General features: G+C 46.1%; 19 protein-coding genes and 1 pseudogene. 12 read left to right on the forward strand and 8 right to left on the reverse strand.

What is annotated here, in order from left to right:
- Both BEL05_RS09655 and BEL05_RS09660 read left to right on the forward strand, forming a co-directional pair.
- Positions 1–216: pseudogene (locus BEL05_RS09655) on the forward strand (tetratricopeptide repeat protein); the annotation flags it as partial.
- A 92-nt stretch (positions 217–308) separates the two neighbouring features.
- Entirely contained in the window at positions 309–1154 is an 846-nt protein-coding gene (locus BEL05_RS09660; protein WP_069671044.1) for a tetratricopeptide repeat protein, read from the forward strand.
- A gap of 464 nt (positions 1155–1618) precedes the next feature.
- On the opposite strand, the gene BEL05_RS09670 is transcribed toward BEL05_RS09660, so the two are convergent.
- The 6 genes from BEL05_RS09670 to metB all read right to left on the reverse strand — a co-directional run bounded on the left by BEL05_RS09670 (position 1619) and on the right by metB (position 8488).
- Entirely contained in the window at positions 1619–1837 is a 219-nt protein-coding gene (locus BEL05_RS09670; RefSeq protein WP_028763846.1) for a cysteine-rich CWC family protein, read from the reverse strand.
- A gap of 82 nt (positions 1838–1919) precedes the next feature.
- Positions 1920–2969: a c-type cytochrome gene (locus BEL05_RS09675; RefSeq protein ID WP_217629860.1), complete on the reverse strand. Its 1050-nt coding sequence runs from the start codon at positions 2967–2969 to the stop codon at positions 1920–1922.
- Between the two features lie 22 nt (positions 2970–2991).
- The gene (locus tag BEL05_RS09680; protein ID WP_069671046.1) at positions 2992–3594 is read right to left on the reverse strand and encodes a c-type cytochrome; all 603 of its coding nucleotides are present in this window, start codon (positions 3592–3594) and stop codon (positions 2992–2994) included.
- Positions 3595–3723: 129 nt separating this feature from the next.
- Positions 3724–4614, reverse strand: a complete 891-nt coding sequence (metF, locus tag BEL05_RS09685) for a methylenetetrahydrofolate reductase (protein ID WP_028763849.1) — start codon at positions 4612–4614, stop codon at positions 3724–3726.
- Between the two features lie 294 nt (positions 4615–4908).
- Positions 4909–7302: a bifunctional aspartate kinase/homoserine dehydrogenase II gene (locus tag BEL05_RS09690; protein ID WP_069671047.1), complete on the reverse strand. Its 2394-nt coding sequence runs from the start codon at positions 7300–7302 to the stop codon at positions 4909–4911.
- A gap of 19 nt (positions 7303–7321) precedes the next feature.
- Positions 7322–8488, reverse strand: coding sequence for a cystathionine gamma-synthase (metB, locus tag BEL05_RS09695; RefSeq protein WP_069671048.1), 1167 nt, complete (start codon positions 8486–8488; stop codon positions 7322–7324).
- A 219-nt stretch (positions 8489–8707) separates the two neighbouring features.
- Here metB and metJ point away from each other — a divergent pair, with 219 nt between their 5' ends.
- Positions 8708–9022, forward strand: coding sequence for a met regulon transcriptional regulator MetJ (gene metJ, locus BEL05_RS09700; RefSeq protein ID WP_028763852.1), 315 nt, complete (start codon positions 8708–8710; stop codon positions 9020–9022).
- 121 nt (positions 9023–9143) lie between these two features.
- Positions 9144–9872 carry a sulfite exporter TauE/SafE family protein gene (locus tag BEL05_RS09705; RefSeq protein ID WP_028763853.1) on the forward strand — a complete coding sequence of 243 codons (729 nt, stop codon included), beginning with the start codon at positions 9144–9146 and terminating at the stop codon, positions 9870–9872.
- 64 nt (positions 9873–9936) lie between these two features.
- Here the strand turns inward: BEL05_RS09705 and BEL05_RS09710 are convergent, their stop codons facing one another.
- A complete protein-coding gene (locus BEL05_RS09710) occupies positions 9937–11133 on the reverse strand; it encodes a conjugal transfer protein TraF (protein ID WP_069671049.1) in 1197 nt (398 codons plus the stop codon).
- A 195-nt stretch (positions 11134–11328) separates the two neighbouring features.
- On the reverse strand, positions 11329–12228 hold the full coding sequence (locus BEL05_RS09715) for a LysR family transcriptional regulator (RefSeq protein ID WP_028763855.1): 900 nt from the start codon (positions 12226–12228) through the stop codon (positions 11329–11331).
- A 132-nt stretch (positions 12229–12360) separates the two neighbouring features.
- Between BEL05_RS09715 and BEL05_RS09720 the strand changes: the two genes are divergently transcribed.
- From BEL05_RS09720 to BEL05_RS09755, 8 genes are all read left to right on the forward strand, one after another.
- Entirely contained in the window at positions 12361–13080 is a 720-nt protein-coding gene (locus BEL05_RS09720) for an SDR family oxidoreductase (RefSeq protein ID WP_069671050.1), read from the forward strand.
- A gap of 333 nt (positions 13081–13413) precedes the next feature.
- Positions 13414–13743: a c-type cytochrome gene (locus BEL05_RS09725; protein ID WP_028763857.1), complete on the forward strand. Its 330-nt coding sequence runs from the start codon at positions 13414–13416 to the stop codon at positions 13741–13743.
- Between the two features lie 68 nt (positions 13744–13811).
- Positions 13812–15524, forward strand: coding sequence for a DUF3373 domain-containing protein (locus BEL05_RS09730; protein ID WP_069671051.1), 1713 nt, complete (start codon positions 13812–13814; stop codon positions 15522–15524).
- A gap of 97 nt (positions 15525–15621) precedes the next feature.
- Complete coding sequence (locus BEL05_RS09735; RefSeq protein ID WP_139151862.1) at positions 15622–16977, forward strand: tetrathionate reductase family octaheme c-type cytochrome; 1356 nt, start codon at positions 15622–15624, stop codon at positions 16975–16977.
- A 346-nt stretch (positions 16978–17323) separates the two neighbouring features.
- Positions 17324–18982, forward strand: coding sequence for an ABC transporter transmembrane domain-containing protein (locus BEL05_RS09740; RefSeq protein WP_069671053.1), 1659 nt, complete (start codon positions 17324–17326; stop codon positions 18980–18982).
- The gene (locus tag BEL05_RS09745) at positions 18979–21069 is read left to right on the forward strand and encodes a peptidase domain-containing ABC transporter (protein ID WP_069671054.1); all 2091 of its coding nucleotides are present in this window, start codon (positions 18979–18981) and stop codon (positions 21067–21069) included. The genes BEL05_RS09740 and BEL05_RS09745 overlap by 4 nt, the downstream gene beginning before the upstream one ends.
- A complete protein-coding gene (locus BEL05_RS09750) occupies positions 21062–22387 on the forward strand; it encodes an HlyD family type I secretion periplasmic adaptor subunit (RefSeq protein ID WP_069671055.1) in 1326 nt (441 codons plus the stop codon). Before BEL05_RS09745 ends, BEL05_RS09750 begins: the two co-directional genes overlap by 8 nt.
- Positions 22388–22400: 13 nt before the next feature.
- The coding region (locus tag BEL05_RS09755; protein ID WP_175427334.1) for a hypothetical protein at positions 22401–23079 on the forward strand (679 nt) is incomplete at its 3' end.

The following is a 23079-nucleotide window of genomic DNA, read 5'->3' on the forward strand; positions in this document are numbered from 1 at the left end:
GGTGAAATGGAGGTGATCATTGTTACTGCACCCGATTACACCGCCTATTTCGATGATGAAATTGCACGATTAAATCGTACTCGTCCAGATACTGAGTCAGGCACTGGCTCAAATATCGCTGGCAGAACCTGTTCTGATCTCTGGGCCTGCTCTAGTGAAGGAGATGGCGAACGAATAAGAGATTTCATGCTCTCTGGCTGGGGCGGCGCAATTTAAATCCTAGATAAACAACCCACATCAACTAGTTGTACGCAGGGCCTTAACCAAGGCTCTGCGGGTTGAATTTACTCAATAAAAAAGGATCAACCATGATACGGAAAATCAAACAACTCACGCTATTTACAGCACTGTTACTTGCACTGCCATCCAGCTATGCAACAGGCTTAGAAGCTTGTAATACGGCTGAATGTAAAGACTATTTTGACGCCTATAAAATCTTAACCAAACGTGGTCACTCTGATGCGATGGCAACCTTAGGTGAGCTATATTATTCCGGCTACGGCACAGAGAAAGATATCAAGCAAGCATTGAAATGGTTTCGACGTGCAGCAAAATTTGGTAATACCACAGCTCAATACAAAGCGGGAGTAATGTACCTGCAAAACACCGATTATCAAGATATCGATAAAGGGATCACCCTGCTGAAAAAGAGTACTAAAGTCGATTTTTCCCCAAGTGCGTTAGTCTTAGGCAAAGTCTACCTAGACGGACATTTGGTAGAACAAGATCAGCAAGAAGCTGATAACTGGTTAGCCAAAGCGTACGAGCTAAATAACAGCGAAGCTAAAGCACTAGCTAAACAGCTTAAAGAAGCAGAGTACGCCAATACGTTGGCACTACCTAAGCTGTTTAGCTTAGTGGAGGCTGATAAAGGGGCGGCATCTGGTAGTGATTCGCCAATAGGTGAAATGGAAACACTTACAGTAACTGCACCAGATTATAAAAAGTACTTTGACGATGAAATTGCCCGTCTAAACAATACTCGCCCTGATACAAAGTCAGGCACTGGTTCCAATATTGCAGGCAGAACTTGCGCCGAGATGTGGGGCTGTAGCTCGGAAGGAGATGGGGAACGAATTCGAGATGTCATGTTTTCGGATTGGGGGAGAGAAACCATTCAATTCCGTATAGAGGGAGCAAACTATTATCAATAGGTTAAAGCATCACCTCTAAGTAAAAAGGAGGTTATCTAAACCTCCTTTTTACTTAGCCAAATTAAATATGGTCAAAATCCACGCTATAAGCCAATGCTCGACAACTTAAAAAGTCAGGACAGTCATTATTAATTTTATAATCGACACACTCCATCACAACAATGCCATTGGCCCCCAACTTCTGCGCTTTATATTTTAGATTACCGAGCAATAAAGATTCCGTCGGCCTTGGCTGATCTGGACGTGTACGACAAAAAGACGCTTCCACTTTTCCTAAAGATTGAGCGCTATATTTCCGCTAAGGAGTACTCTTCAACCTTGTAGGTTTTTAACGCTTCTTCTGGATTAGGGCTAAAGACAGAATTAACCCTCATCCCACTGCACCCGGTTAAAACACTCAATGTCAGGATGATGCCATAAACTTTATACATATTGATTCTTCCCTAAATCTATCCAACTAAAAATTAATCCACTCTTTTGATCGCAATATCATATTCCACCGCTAACGCCAGCATGCAACGTTGGCACACACAGGTTCCTAGTGATAACACTTTCTCATCCACCATGACTTTCGGTGGGAAAGCGACCTGCTGACACCAACAGTCATCGATGCTTTGCTGATTGGCAACGGCACAAGCATTGGTACCATGGCATATCGGACATTGCTTTGTTTCGTCATCCATTGGAGGCTCAGTTAAAAAGGTGTAAAGAAAGTGCTAATAAGGCAAAACTAACACTCCCATAATCTAGACTCAAACAGTTTTACTACTTGTCTGGATTCACGGGATAAGCCTTACTACCCAGCATAGGGCCATTATCAACCGCCTTACCATAGTACCCCTGGTGCTGGTGATATTGTTTCGCCAAATCGGCAACACCTTTATTGGTCAAGCGAGGATCTTGTGGGCGCTCTTTTGAAGTAACATAAGCCGCCACATCCCAGGCTTGCTGGTTTGTCAGCGTAATACTCTTACCAAAAGGCATATTCTCATAAATAAAGTTCGCTGCGGTATTCACTCTGTGCATTCCTGCTCCCCAGTTAAAGCTATCTGGTCCCCACAGTGGTGGTAAGCTATAAATACCAGCGATGGCTAATCCTTGCCCATTATCACCATGGCAAGCTTGGCAGTGAGCTTTATAGACCTCTGATCCACGCTCAGGTGAATAAGCGAGCTCTGGCTTAGGGATTGCGGGGAAGCCTCGTCCAGCAAGCTTGGCACGCTCATCCATCGTCATCGCCGAAGCGATCGCCTCTGGCAATGAAAAATCATCACGTTTACCCCCCAAGACTAGCGCTTTATCGCTCAACTCAGGAACCTCTCCAGCCACTTGATATTGATCCATCAACCCACCCATCGCTAACCAATAGGAGTAAGCAGATAAAGCTATTAACTCAGGACTATCATTGTCAGGCGCTTGCCCATTCATCGAATAAGTGAAACAGCCTTGTAAGCGCTCTTGATAGCTGTTTACTTTGTCATTTTTTTTACGATAAGCGGGATACGCTAAATAGGCTGCCCATAATGGCGATGCATTCGCTTTGCGCCCGGCATCCATATGGCAATTAGAGCAATTCAACTCATTACCCACATACTGACCACGCAACTGCTGAGTATTTACAAATAGCTGATACCCCATACGGACTTTGTCGCCAAACTCTCCTTTAGGGATACTTGCCAACGATCTAACTGGTAAATAGCTGTCGGTTGGCTTTTTCGGCGATGTAAACAACTCCGCTTGTTTATCAGGTAACGCCTCAGATACGCCTTGAATACTCACACTGCTTAGCAACAATAGTGGAACACTCCATAAAATAATCTTATTCATTACTCGCTCCCTATTTTATTGCGGCTAAATAACTGGCCAGCGCATCAATCTCTGCGGCGGTGAGCTTATTGGCAATGGAGGCCATCATCCCATCGACATCCCCTTTGCGGGTCCCGGTTTGCCATGCCAATAATTGCGTCTTTATATAACTGGCTTGCTGGCCAGCGAGCCTTGGAAACAGCCCGCCACCCAAGGTTGATGGGCCGTGACAGGTCACACATGCCGGTATTAACCGCCCCCAATCGCCTTGGTAAACCAAGGTCGAGGCGGGCTCATTAAAACTCACCGTGTCACCACGAATATGCAGTTTGATTTCAGGCAGCGCTTGACTGGCGAAATATTCAGAGACCTGTGTAATCTTATCCCCCTGAAGTGTCATCGCCATCGGCGCCATAATGGGGTTTTGCCGTTTACCTTGTTGAAACAGCGCTATTTGCTGCGCAATATACTCAGCAGAAAGTCCGGCAATACGAGGACCAACAGGTTCTATCCCTCCCCCTGTAGGGCCATGACAACCGACACACAGCTGGGCGGATGCGGGCATAGGAAGCGGTTCTGAAAAAGCGGGCTGTGCAAGTAAACACAAGCTAATTAGACAGGCAAATACTCTCATCTCAATCTCCTTATTCTTAGAGACTAATCATAGAGGGATTTGCCCAATACAACATAATCAATTGGACTTAAACTGCAAAAACAAAAACGCCCCATAGCAATATGAGGCGTTATCTTAACCAGTTGCAGCCTATTTTCCCGGTCTAACCCCTAGCGTATGACAGATAGCATAGGTTAACTCAGCACGATTTAGCGTATAAAAATGGAAATCTTTCACCCCTTCACGAGACAAGACTTTTACCATATCAATCGCCACATTCGCACCGACAAGCTGACGAGTGGACGGGTCATCATCGAGTCCTTCAAACTGCTTATGTAACCAGCCAGGAATAGAAACGTTAGTCATCCCTGCAAAGCGTTTAAGCTGCTTAAAGTTAGTTACTGGCAAAATACCAGGGACTATCTCCACATCAATCCCTGCCGCGACACAGCGGTCACGAAAACGCAGGTAAGACTCAACATCGAAAAAGAACTGGGTAATGGCACGATTAGCCCCTGCATCGATCTTTTTCTTCAGGTTGATCAGATCTGCCTGGGCATTGGTCGCATCAGGATGAACTTCAGGATAAGCAGCGACTGAGATATCAAAATCAGCCACCGAACGAAGCAAACGAACTAAGTCGTTTGCAAACCGAGTGGGTTTTGGGCTGCCATCGGGTAGGTCGCCACGTAGGGCTACAATATCGCGCACGCCAGAATTCCAATAATGCTTGGCTAACTCGACCAGTTCTTCATCACTGGCATCGACTAACGTGAGATGAGGAGCAGCAACTAAATCGGTCTCTTTTTGGATACGCTCTATCACACCATGGGTGCGATCTCGAACACCGGAGTTAGCCCCATAGGTCACCGAAACAAACTTAGGATTTAGCGGCTCCAATCGACGAATCGAGTTCCAGAGGATCTTCTCCATCTCTGGCGTCGCTGGCGGGAAAAACTCAAAAGAGACATTAATATCACCATTTAGCTCAGACAAGCTTTGGTTCAACGAATTTGCATGTTGTGCGTGGTGAAAAGCCATCTTATTTCCCTCAACGTTCGAATAGTTACCAAATAGACGTTTGGACGTCTATATGTCCATATACTAGAGAAACTGAGTTTGAAGTCAAGCGTAAAAATGAGTAGAAGATAAAATAATCTATTCCCGATAACAGGCGACTGAAAACCACATGGCAAGAGTAAACTCAAGCAGCTGTTTTAAATAGATTTATCAATATTCAATAACAAGGGGAACAGCAACAAAAAATGCTTGTGGAAAGTCAGGGGAATGATAAGAGAGTGCCTTAATACGGATTAAGGCACTTTATAACGCCAGTTATTCTTGTAACAGATCGCGGCAGATCTGAGCCAAATCTGACTGCACAGCGGCGGCAGTCACCTCACGCCCAGCACCAGGCCCACGAATAATGAGTGGATTGTCTTGATAAAAAGCGCTGCGGATAACAAACACATTGTCACCAGGGGTGAGGTTGGCGTACGGATGAGTGCGATCGACCCATTGTATACCGACCTCAGCCTTGAGCCCCCCTTTAAGCCAATCTAACGAGGCGACGTAGCGCAATACCTTGCCTTGCTCTGCAGCGGCTTGATATTGTTGTTGCATCTCAACATCTAACTCGGATAACCGCTCAATAAACTGAGGCAGAGGAATATCGACTAAGTGCTCAGGGACTAAAGAATTTAGCACAATCTCATCGAGCTCAATGTCATGCCCTATCTCTCGCGCTAATATCAACAGCTTGCGTTGCATATCTCGCCCTGAAAGATCGTCTCGCGGATCCGGTTCAGTAATACCCAGCCCTTTGGCTTCTAGCACTAATTCTGAAAACGGCTTTTTACCATCAAAGTGCTCAAACAGCCAGCATAGTGTACCGGAGAAAATCCCACCAACAGCCTCAATATTGTCGCCGCTATTATGCAGATCATTAAGCACGTGTTGCACTGGCAATCCCGCACCGCAGCTGGCATTGTAGCGCCAAAAAAGGCGGCGATTTCCCAACTGTTGCTTAAGCTCTCGATAGAAAGTTAACGGTCCAGAACCTGCCAACTTATTCGCACTCACCACATGAATGCCGCGAGCAAAAAATTCAGGGTACTGCAAGGTTAAATCGGCGCTAGCACTGATATCTAAGGCAATAATTTCATCACAATCTAGTTGCTGTAGTTGATCAAACAGGCTGGCATATTCCCAATCTGTTGCTGTTTGCTCAAATTGATCTTGCCAGGTATCGAGCGCAATATCGTCATCACTTATTAGTGCTTTCTTCGAGCTGACCAAACCGATCAACTCAACACTCACCTCGAGCTCTTTATTCAGTACTGGCCTTGCACGTTTAAACAGATCGATCCACGCTTCACCGATATTACCAATTCCCAGCAGTAACACGCCAATACGCTTACGTGGTCCCGCACAGCGTCGATGAACTTTTTGCGTAAGCAGATTAACCTGACCTTTAGGCACCAAGGTGACTAAACTTAAACCATCGTTGCACAATGGGTGGGCGTCACGATTGAGTAAGCGCGCGAAGCCACGGCGATATAAGCCAGCGTCAGCACTCACTAATGCCACCAGTCCGAGATCATCTCTGATCTGCAAGCCTTCAATATGCAAATAATCATTATTGGCTTCAAAAATGGCTAAAGCCTGCTTTTGATTTTCATGAGTAAAGGCTAGTTCAGCACGGCCATGAGCGAGTGACCAATAAGCCAATGGGGTTAACCCTGCTTCAGCAAAGCAGCTTAATAACTGAGGTAGCTCCGCCTTTAAGGTCACATTGAATAAGGAGACACTTGGCAAGCTAGTCACGACTGGCGCACTGGCTGAGGAGCTTTTAGGCGCAATGAGAGTAAAGTCAGTATGGGGGGCGTAACTAGAGCGAACTGCTAAGCTAACTTCAGTATCAAACAGTGGCTGTAAGGTACGATTGTGCAGCACGGGCGATCCAAGATGTGCCAGTCGATTAGCCTCAGTAAGCGACATACTCTTGAGCAACTTTGCGTCATTGATACGGTTTGGGTCCGCATTAAAGACCCCTTCTACGTCGGTCCATATCGTGACGCGTTCTATATTGGCAAGGCTTGCCAATAGGGTGGCACTAAAGTCTGAACCATTGCGACCTAAGAGTAACGTGTCACCTTGTTCATTGGCACAAATAAAACCAGTGATCACCAAGCGCTCATTAGGGTGAGCCGCAAGCATCTGCTGCACTTTATCTTTTGACTCTTGTAGGCGGATCTGCGGCACTGCACCTTCATCGGCCACCAATAGTGTGCGCGCATCAATATCTGCCGCCGCTACACCCGATTCACGCAGTAACGCTGCCAATAAACGTGATGACCAACGCTCGCCGAAACTCACCACTTGATTACTCTGGTAATCGTTGAGCTTTTCCAGTGACAGTAAACTGGTCAGCTGCGACTTATCAGTCGATAGACGCTCACGTAGACTGCGAGCTTGTTCGTTAGATAACAGCTGTTCAATCAGGTTCTGTTGGTAACTAATGAGGACTTGAAGCTCCTCTTGCCAAAGTTGCTTACCGTCACTCAGCTCCAATAACTTATAAAGAAAATTCGTACTCTTACCCGCGGCAGAAACCACGATTAAATCATCGCTATGGCCATGAGTAAGTAGAATATGAGCTACGCGGCGGTAACAATCAGCGTCCGCTAGACTAGAACCACCAAATTTATGCAAATGACATCGTGTCATTTTTCGCTCCTCAAACCTTTTAACAACTTGCTGCAACAGCGGCATCTAGACCTAATTGAATATCGGCGACCAAATCGTCGCTATCTTCAATGCCCACTGACAATCGAATTAGAGTATCTTTAACGCCCGCTTCCGCGCGAGCTTCTGGTTCCATTGCTCTGTGGGTCATTGTAGCAGGAACCGCGACTAAGCTCTCGACTCCCCCCAGGCTTTCAGCCACAGAAAAACATTTTAACGCATCTAAAAAGGCAATAAGTTCGGCTTCGCCACCTTTTAGCTCAAAGCTGAGCATTGCACCGAAACCTTTTTGCTGTTTTGCCGCAATTTCATGCCCTGGGTGGTCGCTTAGCCCAGGATAATAAACCTTTTCAACACCAATATGGGACGTTAATACCGCCAGCACCTTTTGAGCATTGGCTTGATGCTCACGAATTCTTACGGCCAGAGTACGCAGACCACGCAGGGTTAAGTAACTGTCAAACGCAGACCCCGTTAAACCTAAGGTATTTGACCACCAATGAAGTAACTCACCCACCTCAGCGTCTTTAGCCACAACAGCCCCACCAACCACATCGCTGTGGCCATTGATATATTTGGTCGTTGAGTGGATAACAATATCTGCGCCCAACAGTAACGGCTGTTGCAAAATAGGAGAAAGGAAGGTGTTATCTACCACAACTTGAGCGCCAACGTTATGACTCGCATTGGCAATAGCCTCAATATCAACCACACGAAGCAGCGGATTAGATGGGGTTTCTAACCAGACCATTTTAGGCTGTTGCGCAATAGCGGCATCGAGGGCGGCCTGGTCAGTTTGATCTACCACGGCGAGTTTAAATGCCCCTTTCTTAGCAAGGTTGGTGAATAAGCGGTAGCTTCCGCCGTAACAATCATGAGGCACTACGAGCAGATCATCCGGACCCAGTAAACTTGTCACTAAGGTGATAGCAGCCATACCTGTACAAGTCACGACACCCGTCGCCCCTTTTTCAAGCTCGGCGATGGCATCCCCCAAAATAGATCGGGTCGGATTGCCTGAACGGCTATAATCGAAATCTCGTGGGTTTTTATGGCCATCAAAGGAGTAGTTGGTCGACAGATAAATTGGCGGAACAACCGCACCATGTTGGGTATCAGATTCGATACCTCGACGTACTGCGGCGGTGGCTAATTTTCGCTCTGTCATCTTGCACTCCTATCAATCAAATTGGTTTCATTCATCGGTAAAGATGTCTGGACGTCTAAATGTACCTAAGCTAGCCCTGACCGTCAACACATTTAGACGTTTAGACGTCCAAACATTTAGAAATCTATTTGCAATTAACAAAAATTACAGGCAATAATTTGACTGTAATTTGTAAGGGTATAAAATCTGCCCCGAATTTGAGAATTTACAGGTGAGTCGATGACTGAGTGGAATGGCGATTATATCAGCCCATATGCTGAACATGGTAAGAAGAATGAGCAGGTCAAAAAGATCACTGTCTCAATTCCTCTAAAGGTACTTAAAGTGTTAACCGATGAGCGCACTCGTCGTCAGGTTAATAACTTGCGCCATGCCACCAATAGTGAACTGTTGTGCGAAGCCTTTTTGCACGCATACACAGGTCAACCCTTACCAGATGATGAAGATCTTTCAAAAGATAAGCCTGATAGCATCCCTGCTGAAGTGAAAAAGCTCATGACCGAAATGGGCATTGAATGGGAAGAGCTAGAATAGATATCACTCGCATGAGTCGTTAGTGACAACAGCTCGAATAACAGCAACAGGGATCGCTTAGCGGTCCCTGTTTGTTTTTTCACTCGCATCACCCCGTAAGGATAACTAACACGTGACCGACATCTCCTTAGATCTTGTCACTTTTGGACTTGCCTTTATTATCATTTTCCTTGGTGCACTCACCCAAAGTCTCATTGGCTTTGGGCTTGCGGTAGTGGCATCGCCACTGCTCTATCTCGTGGATCCAAGTTTAGTGCCTGCACCTGTCATTATAATGGGGTTTTCTATCTCATTGATGACGCTATTTCGTGAGCGTAACGCATTAGAATTTAACGGCTTACAATATGCCTTACTTGGAAGGATTCCAGGCGGCTTGCTCGGTGCCTCGTTACTGCTATTCGCTCCTCAAGCGGTTCTGGGCTTAGCCATTGCCACCATTGTTGCGCTAGCCGTGCTATTAAGTTTGTTAAAATTCAGTATTCCCGTCAATCGTCGAAGTCTATTTGCCGCAGGCATAGTGTCAGGCATATTTGGCAATATTGCAGCCATTGGCGGACCGCCACTGGCAATACTGCTATCAGGTAAAGATGCCAAACAATTTCGAGCCGCACTCTCAGCCTTTTTTATCTTCAGTTCAACCATTGCATTGCTAATTTTAGCCTTGGCAGGGCTATTGACGACGTACCATTTCTACATCTCATTGCTTTTGTTGCCGGCGGTGTTGTTTGGCTATCTCGTGGCGGGACGTCTCGTTGGTCAAATCGATAAAAACAAAACACGCTCAATGACCTTAATACTTTGTTCTGTGAGCGCATTAATATTAGCGACTAAGTCATTCATAGAGCTATAAATCTCTCTTTAAAAAGCAAAAAGGCTGATAGTGAGTATCAGCCTTTGAGTCATATCCACGTTAATTAAAAATGATAGGATGTTTGAATCACACCACCAATGGCATCGTCACTGCCTACAATACCGGTAAAATCAAGATTAAAAGATTGGCCAAAGGTAAAGCCTGTGCCCACAGAATAAACATCTGTGGTGCTATCTTTCAAATCATGTCGATAACCTAAACGCACCGCTAACCAATCAGTTGCTTTCACCTCACCACCGACACGCCAATACTGGGTAGAATCAATCCCATCAAATCGTTTATGACTATTCAGGTCAACATCAGTGGTTACACTAAAGTTCGACCAATCATAGGCAACACCTGCCGTGTATAAGGCATCGATACGATAGGTAAACTGTCTGCCCAGTGATTCAACAGTATCCACTTTTTGGCTAATAAGGTTACGACCAGACAAACCAACAGTCAGGCCATCCATCGGCTGCATCGCAACACCAACGTCAAGGTTAAAGGCGGTTTCGTTGTTGCGATACTTTTCATCATCAAAGTCATCGGCATCATAATTGTTTGCACTGACAACATAGTTGTATGTGTCGATACGTTGCATTTTGGGTGAAATTCCCACAGCGATAGGCATATTAACGATCGATAGGGGAAAGCTAAGGGCAACACCCAAATCCGATACGGCGCCAGCCACGACAGCGCCCTGGGAATCTAAATCAGTCACCGCAGGAGGGTTATTGGGATCTAGGCCGTTGAGAGCATCTAAGTCACTCTGCTCAATAGCCGCCACACTCAACGCATCAAGATACGTCTTATAAAAAATAGCCATGGGCATGCGCTTAGTTGGCAGCACCACTGATAGGCCTAAACCAAAGCTCGCATAAGCATTGTCACCGTTTAACGATTCAAGATCGCCTACAAGCGCGTTGCGATAGGTATCGATAGCTGTGGTATCTCCCGAATCAATCGCAGCCTCTAAGCCATCATAGGACAGCTGCAGCGCATCGAATTTATCGGTGAAATTACTGACATTGCTGGTATCAAAGCCCAGAGCAGGTAGCATCACCACGCCACCAGCATAATGTGGCGCATGAATCGCGAGCAGCGCGGGGTTTATGAACGCAGCGCCTTCGCGATTAGAGGCTGCGACACCTGCACCGCCCATTGCATCACCGCGCGCTTCGTAAAACTGTTGTCCCGCCAATGCGGTAGACGTAACACAGCACATAGATAGAACAAGAAAAGCATTCCTCAACTTCATCCCTTCACCCCTGTCATTTATTCTTATTCTGACTGCAAAAAACCAACACAGATCGAATATAAAGATAGTCCATTGCCAGAAATTGTGGCGGATATTCCGGGTAAAAAGCAAACTATTTCGCAACATATTCTTAGCACCACACTTATCGCCATTTTCCATACTGATACGAGGTGCTAAAAATAGCGCTATTGTCATTTAAAAGTGGTGGTTAAAATACTCAGTAACAAACTTGGTAAATGCCTTCAACCGTTCAGGCTGGTAATTATCCTTGTGATAAATCAAATAAAAAGGTGAATCCGCCATAAACCAATCATCGAAAACAGGGGTGAGTTGTTGGTTGTCTAATTCGGTTTGGCAATAGAGATAGGGCAAACGCGCAATGCCATTTCCCGACAGCGCAATATTTTTCATCACACGTCCATTTTTGCAGCGTACATTGCCAACAATATCGACCTCCACCTTTTGAGTAACATCGCTTTGGTGCAAAAACTCCCAATGGCTGACCGAGCCAGAGATGCATTGGTGTCGCAGTAGATCTTTGGGATGCTGCGGAGTGCCAGCCATGGATAGGTATTTAGGCGATGCAAACACACCATTTTTAATCATCATCAGCTTACGTGCCACTAAACCTGAGTCTGCAAGAGCCCCCATTCTAAAAACCATGTCAAACTTACCCAAAACCAGATCGACTCGCTCACTGCTAAAATCGAGATTAACTGTGACCTCTGGATGAAGGTTGATAAATTCACTCACGACATTCGCCACCACCTCTTCGCCGAGAAAACCACCGACACAGTTGATATTGATATGTCCATGTAGGTTTTGCGCATTATCCATCGTCATTGCAACGGCACTGGCAATGTTATCTAACGCCGTTTTGCAGTGACTAAATAGCTGTTCTCCTTGCTCGGTGAGGCGCTGCGCTCTCGTTGTACGAGTGATCAAACTCACCCCAAGTTCCGCTTCTAGGTGAGTTAACTGCCTAGAAAGGTAAGAGCGAGAACACCCCAACAGCTCTGCGGCCGCCGTAAAACTGCCCGCCTCTGCGATAACCGTAAATGCCTTAATATCTGCGAGACTAATCTCTTGATTCATACAGACTCCCTGCCAATACCCACACAATTTGTCATTAATAGTAAACAATAAAGTTACTTGGGAACTATATATCAACAATAGTGTAGAGGCTAAACTTTGCCTCAATGAAATAATTCTTTAATGAGGTAGACAATGAAACCACTTATCGTCATAACAGGTGCATCTTCAGGGATCGGCGCAGCAATGGCACAAGCCTTTAGCGTAAAAGGTCATCCGCTATTATTGCTTGCTCGTCGCGTTGAACCAATGGAAGCACTTGGGCTAGACAATACCTTATGCATCAGTGTCGATGTGACCGATGCAACAGCGATGAAAGATGCCATTGCTAGAGCAGAAAAGGCATTTGGCCCGGTTGGTGGCTTAATCAATAATGCTGGTGTCATGTTACTCGGCGCTGCAGACGTGCAAGATCCGGCAGAATGGAGCCAAATGCTCAACATCAATGTCATGGGAGTACTCAATGGTATTCATGCGGTACTTGCTGACATGAAAGCGCGCAAAACTGGTACCATCATCAACATTAGCTCAATTGCCGGACGTAAAACCTTCCCTAACCATGCCGCTTACTGTGCAACAAAATTTGCCGTACACGCCTTAACAGAAAACATTCGTGAAGAGGTAGCCATGGATGATGTGCGTATGGTCACGATTGCGCCGGGTGCAGTTGAAACCGCCCTACTGAGCCATACCACAGATGAAGAGATCAAAGCTGGCTATCAAGAGTGGAAAGCGTTCATGGGCGGGGTGATAGAACCAACTGCCGTTGCAGATGCCGCCGTGTTTGCCTTCGAACAACCACAAAATGTTTGTGTACGTGAAATCGTTCTAGCACCTACTCGTCAACAGCCTTAATTCGGCACTCGATTTTTGCTTTGCAGCGCCCTTTAAATAGGTGTCCTACTTATTTAGAGGGTGTTTAACTACAAAAATGTGACTTAAATCCAGTCTTAATTCACTTACAAAATGCTCATAACTTCAGCAACCATAAAAATAAAAATTAATTTTATCAATAAATTAACGCCAATCCATTAGATTTTTATTCATGATATTTTTATCAATTAGATTTTTATTATAAAAGTGATCAACATCAAGTTCACATCTACCTCCTTTTGGTAAATTTATTAACAAGAAGCAAGCATTTTGTTTCAGGTTAATAAATCACTCGGAGTAGTGATTAAGGAAATGATGATGAAAAATGTAGTAAAAATTGCCACCTGTATCATGTTAACTCTCTCACTCGGCGCCCATGTTTACGCAGTAGACGGCGGCAACCCTAAAAAGGGCAAACATCTCTACAAAAAAGAGTGTAAAGCCTGTCATAGCAAAGGTGATGCCGCAGGCGAACTCACACCGATGACCAAAACCATGAGTCAGTGGGATCGCTTCTTTAAGCGCGACCAGCACAAGGTAAAGCCTGAAGTATTCGAAAAGTTATCGGAGAAAGATCGTCTAGATATTCAGCAGTTCCTTTATGACCATGCTGCCGATTCAGACCAACCACAGACTTGCGGTTAACCACTCATTTCGATATTGACGCGCTCCATTAAAGTAACAATGACGATGAGCGCACTAGGAGAGATAAGATGCGTACTCTACTTTCTATACTGATCGCCAATGCGTTAGCTTTTTCCGCTACCGCTTATGCAACCGACACAGAACAACAAAAACTTGCTGATCTCAAACAACAGCTCGCTGAATTGACCGAAGAGATCGATGATATCAATAGTCGTGTGGACAAAAATGAGCGCCACACTGCGTTAGATAGACTTGAGATCACCGGAGATTTTCGTACCAAAGCCCACTCATTGCACTACCGTAATGTCACCTGGAACCCTGCAATCAAGGTCGACTTTAATGATTTCGGTGCTAAAGCAATGTCTGGGGCTTTTGGACAACCTAATGACCCAAACTCCCCACTAGGACAGATGCTTAGCGCTAATCCAGACCTAGCAATGGCATTTCAAAGCGGCATGTTACAAGGGGTTATGCCTTACGTTTTAGCCCCCAAAAGCACGCAAGATATCGATAATGATATTTACTACACCACACGCCTACGCTTAAACCTTAAAGCAAAAGTTTGGGATAACGTCAGCTTCGCAGGGCGACTCACCATGTTCAAAAACTGGGGAGATTCAACTGGTGTGCAAGTATTTGACTCTTGGCGTTCATTCACCATGGATGGCACCAGCAGCGGCAACCCAAGTGGTGACTGGTTACGTGTCGAGCGCGCTTACTTCGACTGGAAAAATATCGGTGGCACGAACACATACCTTTCTATAGGTCGTCGTCCTTCAACCTATGGCCCACCTAGCCAATACCGTGAAAATGAGAAACGTGGCGGTACACCATCTGGACACTTAGTTAACTTTAACTTTGATGGGGCAACACTGGGCTATAACTTAGGTGAAATTACAGGTATCGATGGTCAGGTAGTACGCTTTTGTTACGGCCAAGGATTTGAATCACAGTGGGGAAATGGTGAGATGTTTGGCGACATCGTCACTAAAGACACCCACCTTGGCGGCTTTAATATCGACGCAATTAATGACGGCAATCACTTCCTTCAATTCACCCTATTTGGCGCCAAAGATGTCAATGATGGCTTTAAAGGAACCATGGCGTTTCCTACACAGTTAGCGGGTATTTTTGCCCCAACCATGTACCAAGATATGCAAAAGTTCTCTAACTTCAACTTCGAAACGCGCGTGCAGCCCAGTGGTGTCATAGGTGACATGTATTTAGGCGGTATCGGTTATGCCTATGAAAGCGATGACGACTTGAAAATGTTTGCATCACTAGGTTGGACGCGCGCGGAAGGTAACGGTAATGCGGGGATGTTTGGCGGCATGCTAAGCGACGCTGTATTTGAAGCACAACTCAACGCCGATGGCAGTGAAATCATCATGATGCCAAGCGCTGCAGACTCTGACGATGCAAAAGATGGTTACGGCGTCTATGTCGGTATTCAAATGCCAGCACCGTACGGTAAGTTTGGCCTTGAATATAACTACGGTTCAAAATATTGGACACCATTCACTCAGGCACAAGATGACCCTATTGGCAGCAAGCTCGCTACTCGCGGTCACGTCGCTGAGGCCTATTACATGTTTGACATCAATCCTCGCATGTTTATCAAAGTCGCAGGGCTTTACTACGACTATGAATATACAGGCAGTGGCACCCCGGTTGGCGCACCGCAGAAAATCGATGATGTGATCGCTGGCAGTGCATTCTCAATGCTACCTGTTGTCGATACGGCTTACGATGTGAACGCCTCATTAGTCGTCAACTTCTAGTACTACTGTTTTTCCCCCAGCATTAGCTGGGGGTAGGGATTCTCCAATGAAATATCCACGTTCCATAGCCACCATTGCGTTCAGCGCATTATTAGGGATGGCGACATTCAACGTCACCGCCGAAAACCCTCACAAAGAGGCAATAGAAGGCCCGTTCACATCAGGCTCACAAGTCACAGAACAGTGTATCGCTTGCCATGAAGACCATGCGAAAGATTTTATGAAGTCTTCACATTGGACATGGGAACTAGAGCAAGAGCTACCAGGCAGAACGGTGAAACGCGGTAAGAAAAATGCCATTAACAACTTTTGTACTTCAATTTCGGGCAATGAACCACGATGCACCAGTTGTCATGCGGGCTACGGTTGGAAAGATGATAGCTTCGACTTTACCGACATGACCAAGGTCGATTGTTTAGTGTGTCATGACACCACCGGCACCTATATTAAAGATCCAGCTGGGGCCGGCGAAGCGCTCGCTAAAGTAAACCTTGAGCGCGTCGCACAAAACGTAGGAAGCCCGGTGCGTGATAACTGTGGTACCTGTCATTTCTACGGTGGCGGTGGCGACGCGGTTAAACATGGCGATCTTGACTCATCTATGGCTTACCCTGATAAAGCCACTGATGTCCATATGGATACGGATGGCAACGATTTTCAATGCCAAACCTGCCATACAACTGAGCAACACCAAATCACAGGTAATGCAATGGGCGTCTCGCCTGGTGGCATGAGTGATATAGGTTGTGAAAATTGTCATGACGCCGCGCCCCATGAAAACAAGCGCCTTAATACGCACACAGCGAGTGTAGCCTGCCAAACTTGCCATATCCCCTTCTTTGCGCGCAACGAGCCAACAAAAATGAGCTGGGATTGGTCAACAGCTGGTAGCGATCAAGCTGAAACTGTCGACGAATATGGCAAGCACACCTTTATGAAGAAAAAAGGCAGCTTCGAATGGAAGAAGATGGTTGAGCCCGAGTATGCTTGGTACAACGGTAAAGCCGACGCCTATATGGTGGGCGATAAGATGGATCCCAACAAAGTAACCAAACTCACGTACCCCTTAGGCGATATCGCAGATAATAAAGCTAAAATCTACCCATTCAAAGTCCATAGAGGTAAACAGATTTACGACAAAAAGCAGCAAATTTTTGTCACGGCCAAAGTCTACGGTAAAGGTGGTTATTGGAAAGAGTTCGATTGGGATAAGGCCGCTAAATTAGGGATGGAAGCTAACCAAGCACTCACAGAGAAAGGCATCAAATACAGTGGTGAACATGGCTTTGCTGAAACTGAAATGTGGTGGCGTATTAACCATATGGTTTCTCCAAAAGACCAAGCACTTAATTGTAATGATTGTCATAACAAAGGCACGCGTTTAAATTGGCAAGCACTGGGTTATGAGGGCGACCCAATGAAAAACAAAAAGGGTGTAAAGCACGCTAAATAGTTTACGCCTTCTCCATACGTATCATCTCCTACAAAGGGCCTTTTGTTAGATAAAGGCCCTTTTTACTTATACGGCCCTAATTACACGTGATAACAATCACCCACATGCAAGACTGATCGTTGCTTAAGCCTACCAACGTATAACTAATTAGCGCCGCAGTCATACCTATCTTTTACAAACTTATTCACTCGGTTTCTCAGCGGTTTTACCCATGAAAATCACTTTTAAGTGGCTACTCTATATAGAAATTTGACTGATTTACTCCGGTCAAGATCAATGTTAGTTTACAAAGTGTGACATGTACTACACTTTTGACAGGTGTAAAGACCAACAAGGAAAGTATTAGATGGTGAGTTCTTTTCGTTTATTGATGCAAAACCGGGCTTTTACAGAGCTATTATTATCGTCGACATTTATCAACTTACTTTCACTTGCATTGCCCTTTACCATGCTCCAGATTTACGACCGTATTTTGCCGAATGAAGGGTATGGTACAGCTTCCATCTTAGCGACTACAGTAGCAATCGCTATCTTATTAGAACTTCTGCTTCGCTACGCAAGGAGTTGGTTGCTCGCCTCATCTTCCGCCAACTTTGAGCTGCAGACCACAACCCAATTAGTCAAATCTCTGCTCAATGCCGACTACCGCCATCTGGCTGCGCTGGGACCAGGAAAAATAGCCAATGGTTTAAACAGTATCACAACCGTGAGAGAGCTTTACTCTGGCCAAGCCGCGGTCGCGATGATGGATTTCCCTTTTGTGATCCTATTTTTAGCCCTGCTCACCTATATTGGCGGACCACTGGTCTTTATCCCGATTGCTGTATGGGGGGCGGTTGGCATTTTTGTTTACCTTATTGGCCAGAAACTCACCGCTGTTGCACAGCAGTTAACCCTGACAGATAGCGAATACTCGCGCATGTTAATTCGCGTACTGTCAGGCTTGACCACCACCAAGGCGCTGGCTTTGGAAACACAGTTATCATCTAACTACGCAGCCATAAACTATCAACGCTTGGCACTGCAACAACAGGTGGACTGGCTCTCGTCTAAATTACAGGAGCTAATCCAAGGCGCCTCACAAATAACGACTTTATTAATCGTCTTCATTGGTTGCTTTGAGGTGTTAAATGGCAGTTTAACAACTGGCGGATTGGCCGCCTGCTCCATTTTAGCAGGCCGCGCAATTGCACCGCTGAGCGCAATAATCAGTTTACGCTCACGCTTAGCCAGTGCAAAAACAGCCATGACTCAAATTAACAATATTAATAAATTACCTGCTGAACAGTTTCAAGGGAGTCAGGTGTACCAGCAGAAATTACCGCTAGGTCCGATTGAATTTAACAAGGTAGAGGCTGTTCAACCCGGTGCAATATTACACACTTTGTCCGCGACCATTGCGCCAGGATCTTTGACTTGTATTCACTCCAATCCTCTTACCCATTCAAGTCTATTTTTGAGTCTGCTAGGAGGGTTCCATCAACCGAGTGAAGGACGCATCACCATTGCAGGTGAACCCATCTCTGCCCATGATGCCAATGAATACACACAGTCGGTGGCTTATGTCCCTCCCTGGCCATCATTATTTTCAGGAACAATAATTGAAAACATGACCATGTTTCGTCCTGAACGGGAGATGGCAGCGATGGAAGTCGCCGAACAATTAGGCTTAACCAACACCATTGCGCAACTCCCTGCGGGTTACCAAACCCAGCTCGCCAATAACGAGAGCCAAATGCTAAACAAAGGTGCGATTAAGCTCATCGCGATGGTGAGAGCCATGGTGCAATCCCCATCCATATTGCTGCTCGATGAACCTATGGTATCGCTAGACATAGATGGACAGACTCGCCTGTTAGCCTTGATTAAAAACCAGCAATCGCAGATGACGATTATCGCCGCGACCTACTTTACGTCGATGCAACAATGCGCAGATCAGATTATTGATCTAACCCCCAAAGCTCCCGCAGCATCCAAAACAAATCGTGGGGAGGGAGAGCTATGACTCAGCCAACATCCGTCAATATAAAGCCAGCATTAGTGATGCTACTTCAACAAATAGGGCTTTACGCTCAAGCTAATAACTTAAGCTGTGAACAGGAAACCAAAAGCTTTGATTCGGTAATGGTGGTTAACACCTTAAAAAAACATCAAATTAGCTATAGCGTGCATGAGATAAGCACAGCCGAACTCAGTCATACCATACACCCGTTTTTACTACTGCCCACCGACTCCGCCCCTATCGTCGCGCGTCGTAGCGGTGAGCGTTATGAACACTTAACCTTGTCGGCAAATCAGCCACAGTGGCAAGCCCTGGCACCTGAGTCTCTTACTATTACAGGCCATGTGATCACCATTGATGCACTCCCATCGGCCAAAAGTGGCGCACATGCCTTTGCTGCCCACATGAGCAAGCGAACCAAATGGTACAAACCCGTTTTTTGGTTAAGTTTACTCTCCAGTTTAACTGGGCTCGCGGTGCCACTATTTACCATGGCTGTTTACGATAGGGTAATAGGCGGACAAGCTCCCGAAGTCCTGCCAAGTTTGGCCCTTGGCGCCATTCTTGCTGTCACGATTTTGATCTCCTCTCGCTTAGCTAGGGCGAGTATTTTATCGAGCACCAGTAATCGCTTCGCGCACGATCTGTCAAATATCACCTTTCGCCGCCTATTGAGCATGCCGCTTATCGTGTTATCCAGAGTAGGGTTAACCAACCATCTAGCCAGAATTCGCAACGCCGAAAAAGTTAGAACATTATTATCTGGCCCAAGCGGTGCGGGACTCATTGATCTGCCCTTTACCAGCATTGCATTGGTCACCATCGCCCTGCTCAGCGGATGGCTAGTGTTAGTTCCCTTAGTGATGCTACTGCTGTTTTATCTCGTCATGAAAGCGGTAAAAAAATACACCCAAGCCGCTACCCCAACCATAAGTAGTGAATATCAGAATGCCAGCAATGATCTGGCTAAACAGTTACTACAACTAAAAATAAGTGGCGATACACAAGGTTGGAACACTAAGTTTTCACGCCTGTGTAAAGAGCACTGCCGACAAAACTTTTTATACAGCAAACGCAATGGATTAACGGGAGCCATTGCCCATGCCATGAGCCTAATCACAGCACTAGTAACCGTATTTACCGGTATTTTCTTGGTTCTCAATCAAAGTATCAGCCCTGGTGCGTTAATCGCGTGTGTGATGCTAATATGGCGCATTACAGGCCCCGCACAGTTGGCTTTTTCCTCTAGCCAAAAAATCACCATGATGGATTCGGCTATCAAGCAATTTGATCGCTTTATGGAAGCTGGGACCGAGCACAACGAGTTGCGCCTCGATGTGCCCGACACGACACAAGCACCAGAGGTGTCCTTTAAACATCTAACCCTGCGTTATTCTGCCGATGTCGAACCAGCACTGTCAGGCATATCCTTTGATGTGGCTCCAGGAGAGATTGTCGCCATTATAGGTCCTAATGGCTGTGGCAAAACGTCACTATTGCAAACCGCCATTGGCATACTCGATGCTCAAGCTGGTTATATCTCTGTTAATGGTAAAAACCTAAAACAGTACGACCCACAGAGTTTTAGGCAATGGGCAGGCTTCAATAGCGCCCAACCCGATCTCTTTCCGGGGTCGCTAGCAGATAACTTACGTATAGCAAAACCCGACGCCACTGATGAAGAGCTTTTTCAAGCACTCGATAATGCTGGCGCGAGCACACTCTTTGCCTCGCTGAATAACGATTTAAATGTTGACCTCTTTGCCCAAGGCCATTCCATTCTTTCTGACATAGAAGGTAGTTATATCTGTTTAGCACGAGCCTTACTTAAGAGCTCAACTTATTTGGTGCTCGATGAACCAATAGCGAACCAAAACCCCTATGCACGACACGCATTCATTAATATGCTGAATCGTATACGCGGTAAGGCAACCATACTGTTTACCACCCATGATCAGGCCTTGATTCAACAGGCTGATAAAGTAGTGATATTAGATAAAGGCGCGGTAGTTTACGCTGGACCACTTCCTGACCAAGCCGAAACCTCGCCCTCAAAAGCCACAATGCAGGAGTCAAATGCCAATGGATAATCGACAACTAACCAACAACATGTGGCCAGAACATGAGTTTGCCGAAGCGATTGAAGCCCCCGCAGAAAAACGTTTTATCAAACGAATGACACTACTCATTGCAGGTTCTGTGAGCATCATGCTGCTGTGGTCGGTTTTTACCCAAGTTGAAGAAATTTCAAAATCTAAAGGGCAAGTCGTTCCGCTTGGACATCGACAAGTCATTCAGAGCCAAACCGGTGGAACATTGGCCACCGTTATGGTTGAAGAGGGCGATGTGGTAAAAAAAGGTGATGTACTTGCTAGTTTTGTTGCAATCGACAGCCAATCTGCCGAAGAGGAACTGGCCAGTAAACGCGCCAATTTAGTGTTGAAAATCGAACGCTATGATGCATTTATTGATCAACGTCAGCCCAACTTTGAAGAATTTACCGCTGAATACCCGCAACTTGTTGATCATCACAAAAAATCACTGCAACGTATGAATGAAGAACGCACGTCAATTCAAGCGCTTTCTGAGTCAGATATAGCCAAATCTCAAGCGGAGATTGATGGATTGAAAACCGAGATCCCCCCCCTTGCCGATCAGATTCAGAACGCAGAAAAAACCATTAAGATGATGACCTCTGTTAAAGAGGAGCAAGCTGTCTCAAAACTCCGAATATTAGAGTCACAACAGAAACTCGACGCCTATATACGTGAGCTCAAAGTGATGGAAAGCAAACAAAACGTGTTAACGAAAAACTTGGTTAACCTTGAAAATCAATTAGCCCAAAAACAAGCTAGCTTAATTAACGAAGTGGGTGAGAAACGCACTGAAGCACAGGCAGAACTACTCGGGGTGATCGCGCGCTTAAAGTCTACCGACTCTCTGGTGCTGCAAAACACAATCACAGCTCCCGTCGATGGCATTATTCAATCCATTCCCACCACGTCGTCAGGCAGCGTAATTCAGCCTGGTGGTACAGTCGCCGTCATCGTGCCCATGACAAAAACAGGCCTAATGGAAGCCAAGTTGTCTCCTAGAGATATTGGCTTTGTACGTGTTGGTCAAGCCGCCAGAGTCAAAATTGATGCCTTCGATTACAGCCGCTACGGCGCGCTTGATGGCATTGTAAAACGGATATCCCCCAGTACTGACTCTGATGAAAAAGGCGGTGTTTTTTATAAAGTGCAAATCGCGATCGACCGCCCCTACTTTGGGGAGTCGCCAGGGCAGTTTGACTTGATCCCAGGTATGACAGGTGAAGCCGATATCGTCACTGGCAATAAAACCGTCTTCCAGTATATGTGGAAACCTGTATTTACCAACATCACAGAAGCCTTTGGTGAGCGTTAGGGGAGAGTGAAAGATGTCAGACAATGATTCAAAGAAAACCGCTACGCCGAATGACGACACAGGTAAAAACAACAGTGAATTGCAGCAACGCCACGCTAAACAGAGTCTGGCCGCCGTAAAGAAACTTGATAAAGATGTCAAAAAGCTCGCCGCTAAAGAACTCAGAGATGCCGAGATCAAAAACGTAGGCAACAAAGACCTCGTGGCGGACAAATCTTGGCAGGCCACAAGTGCCGATACCAGTAATCCGAGCCAAGTGGAGACGCCAGAGGTTGATACAGCCGCAACACAGGCTCCCTCTGAACCAAAGCAACGCACAGAAACAGTCGACCAGCCACTGAAGGGGGATATAACGCCAGAACAGATTGCAGCCTCGACTAACAGCAGCCCAAAGCAGCATGTGATTACGGAGAAAGGCTCAACTGAAACCACCTCAATAGAACATGCAGCACTCCCAGTGAACGCTCATCAAGTGACGCCCTCACTGACACCGATAGCTCACGCTTTAAACACCAATGAGACCCATCAAAATCCGCCAGCCTTTACCGTTTCACTGCAAATTGATCCTACACCAGAACACACCCTAGGTTCGCCCCAACCCTCTGGCACTGGCACTGGCACTGGCACTGGCACTGGCACTGGCACTGGCACTGGCACTGGCACTGGCACTGGCACTGGCACTGGCACTGGCA

The organism is Shewanella colwelliana, assembly GCF_001735525.1.
GTDB lineage: Bacteria > Pseudomonadota > Gammaproteobacteria > Enterobacterales > Shewanellaceae > Shewanella > Shewanella colwelliana.

Bases quoted from the DNA above. Each gene is read 5' to 3' on its own strand.
- BEL05_RS09660 (WP_069671044.1), top strand. From the start codon at position 309: ATGATACGGAAAATCAAACAACTCACGCTATTTACAGCACTGTTACTT.
- BEL05_RS09670 (WP_028763846.1), bottom strand. From the start codon at position 1,837: ATGGATGACGAAACAAAGCAATGTCCGATATGCCATGGTACCAATGCT.
- BEL05_RS09680 (WP_069671046.1), bottom strand. From the start codon at position 3,594: ATGAGAGTATTTGCCTGTCTAATTAGCTTGTGTTTACTTGCACAGCCC.
- metF (WP_028763849.1), bottom strand. From the start codon at position 4,614: ATGGCTTTTCACCACGCACAACATGCAAATTCGTTGAACCAAAGCTTG.
- BEL05_RS09690 (WP_069671047.1), bottom strand. From the start codon at position 7,302: ATGACACGATGTCATTTGCATAAATTTGGTGGTTCTAGTCTAGCGGAC.
- metB (WP_069671048.1), bottom strand. From the start codon at position 8,488: ATGACAGAGCGAAAATTAGCCACCGCCGCAGTACGTCGAGGTATCGAA.
- metJ (WP_028763852.1), top strand. From the start codon at position 8,708: ATGACTGAGTGGAATGGCGATTATATCAGCCCATATGCTGAACATGGT.
- BEL05_RS09710 (WP_069671049.1), bottom strand. From the start codon at position 11,133: ATGAAGTTGAGGAATGCTTTTCTTGTTCTATCTATGTGCTGTGTTACG.
- BEL05_RS09715 (WP_028763855.1), bottom strand. From the start codon at position 12,228: ATGAATCAAGAGATTAGTCTCGCAGATATTAAGGCATTTACGGTTATC.
- BEL05_RS09720 (WP_069671050.1), top strand. From the start codon at position 12,361: ATGAAACCACTTATCGTCATAACAGGTGCATCTTCAGGGATCGGCGCA.
- BEL05_RS09725 (WP_028763857.1), top strand. From the start codon at position 13,414: ATGATGAAAAATGTAGTAAAAATTGCCACCTGTATCATGTTAACTCTC.
- BEL05_RS09730 (WP_069671051.1), top strand. From the start codon at position 13,812: ATGCGTACTCTACTTTCTATACTGATCGCCAATGCGTTAGCTTTTTCC.
- BEL05_RS09735 (WP_139151862.1), top strand. From the start codon at position 15,622: ATGGCGACATTCAACGTCACCGCCGAAAACCCTCACAAAGAGGCAATA.
- BEL05_RS09740 (WP_069671053.1), top strand. From the start codon at position 17,324: ATGGTGAGTTCTTTTCGTTTATTGATGCAAAACCGGGCTTTTACAGAG.
- BEL05_RS09745 (WP_069671054.1), top strand. From the start codon at position 18,979: ATGACTCAGCCAACATCCGTCAATATAAAGCCAGCATTAGTGATGCTA.
- BEL05_RS09750 (WP_069671055.1), top strand. From the start codon at position 21,062: ATGGATAATCGACAACTAACCAACAACATGTGGCCAGAACATGAGTTT.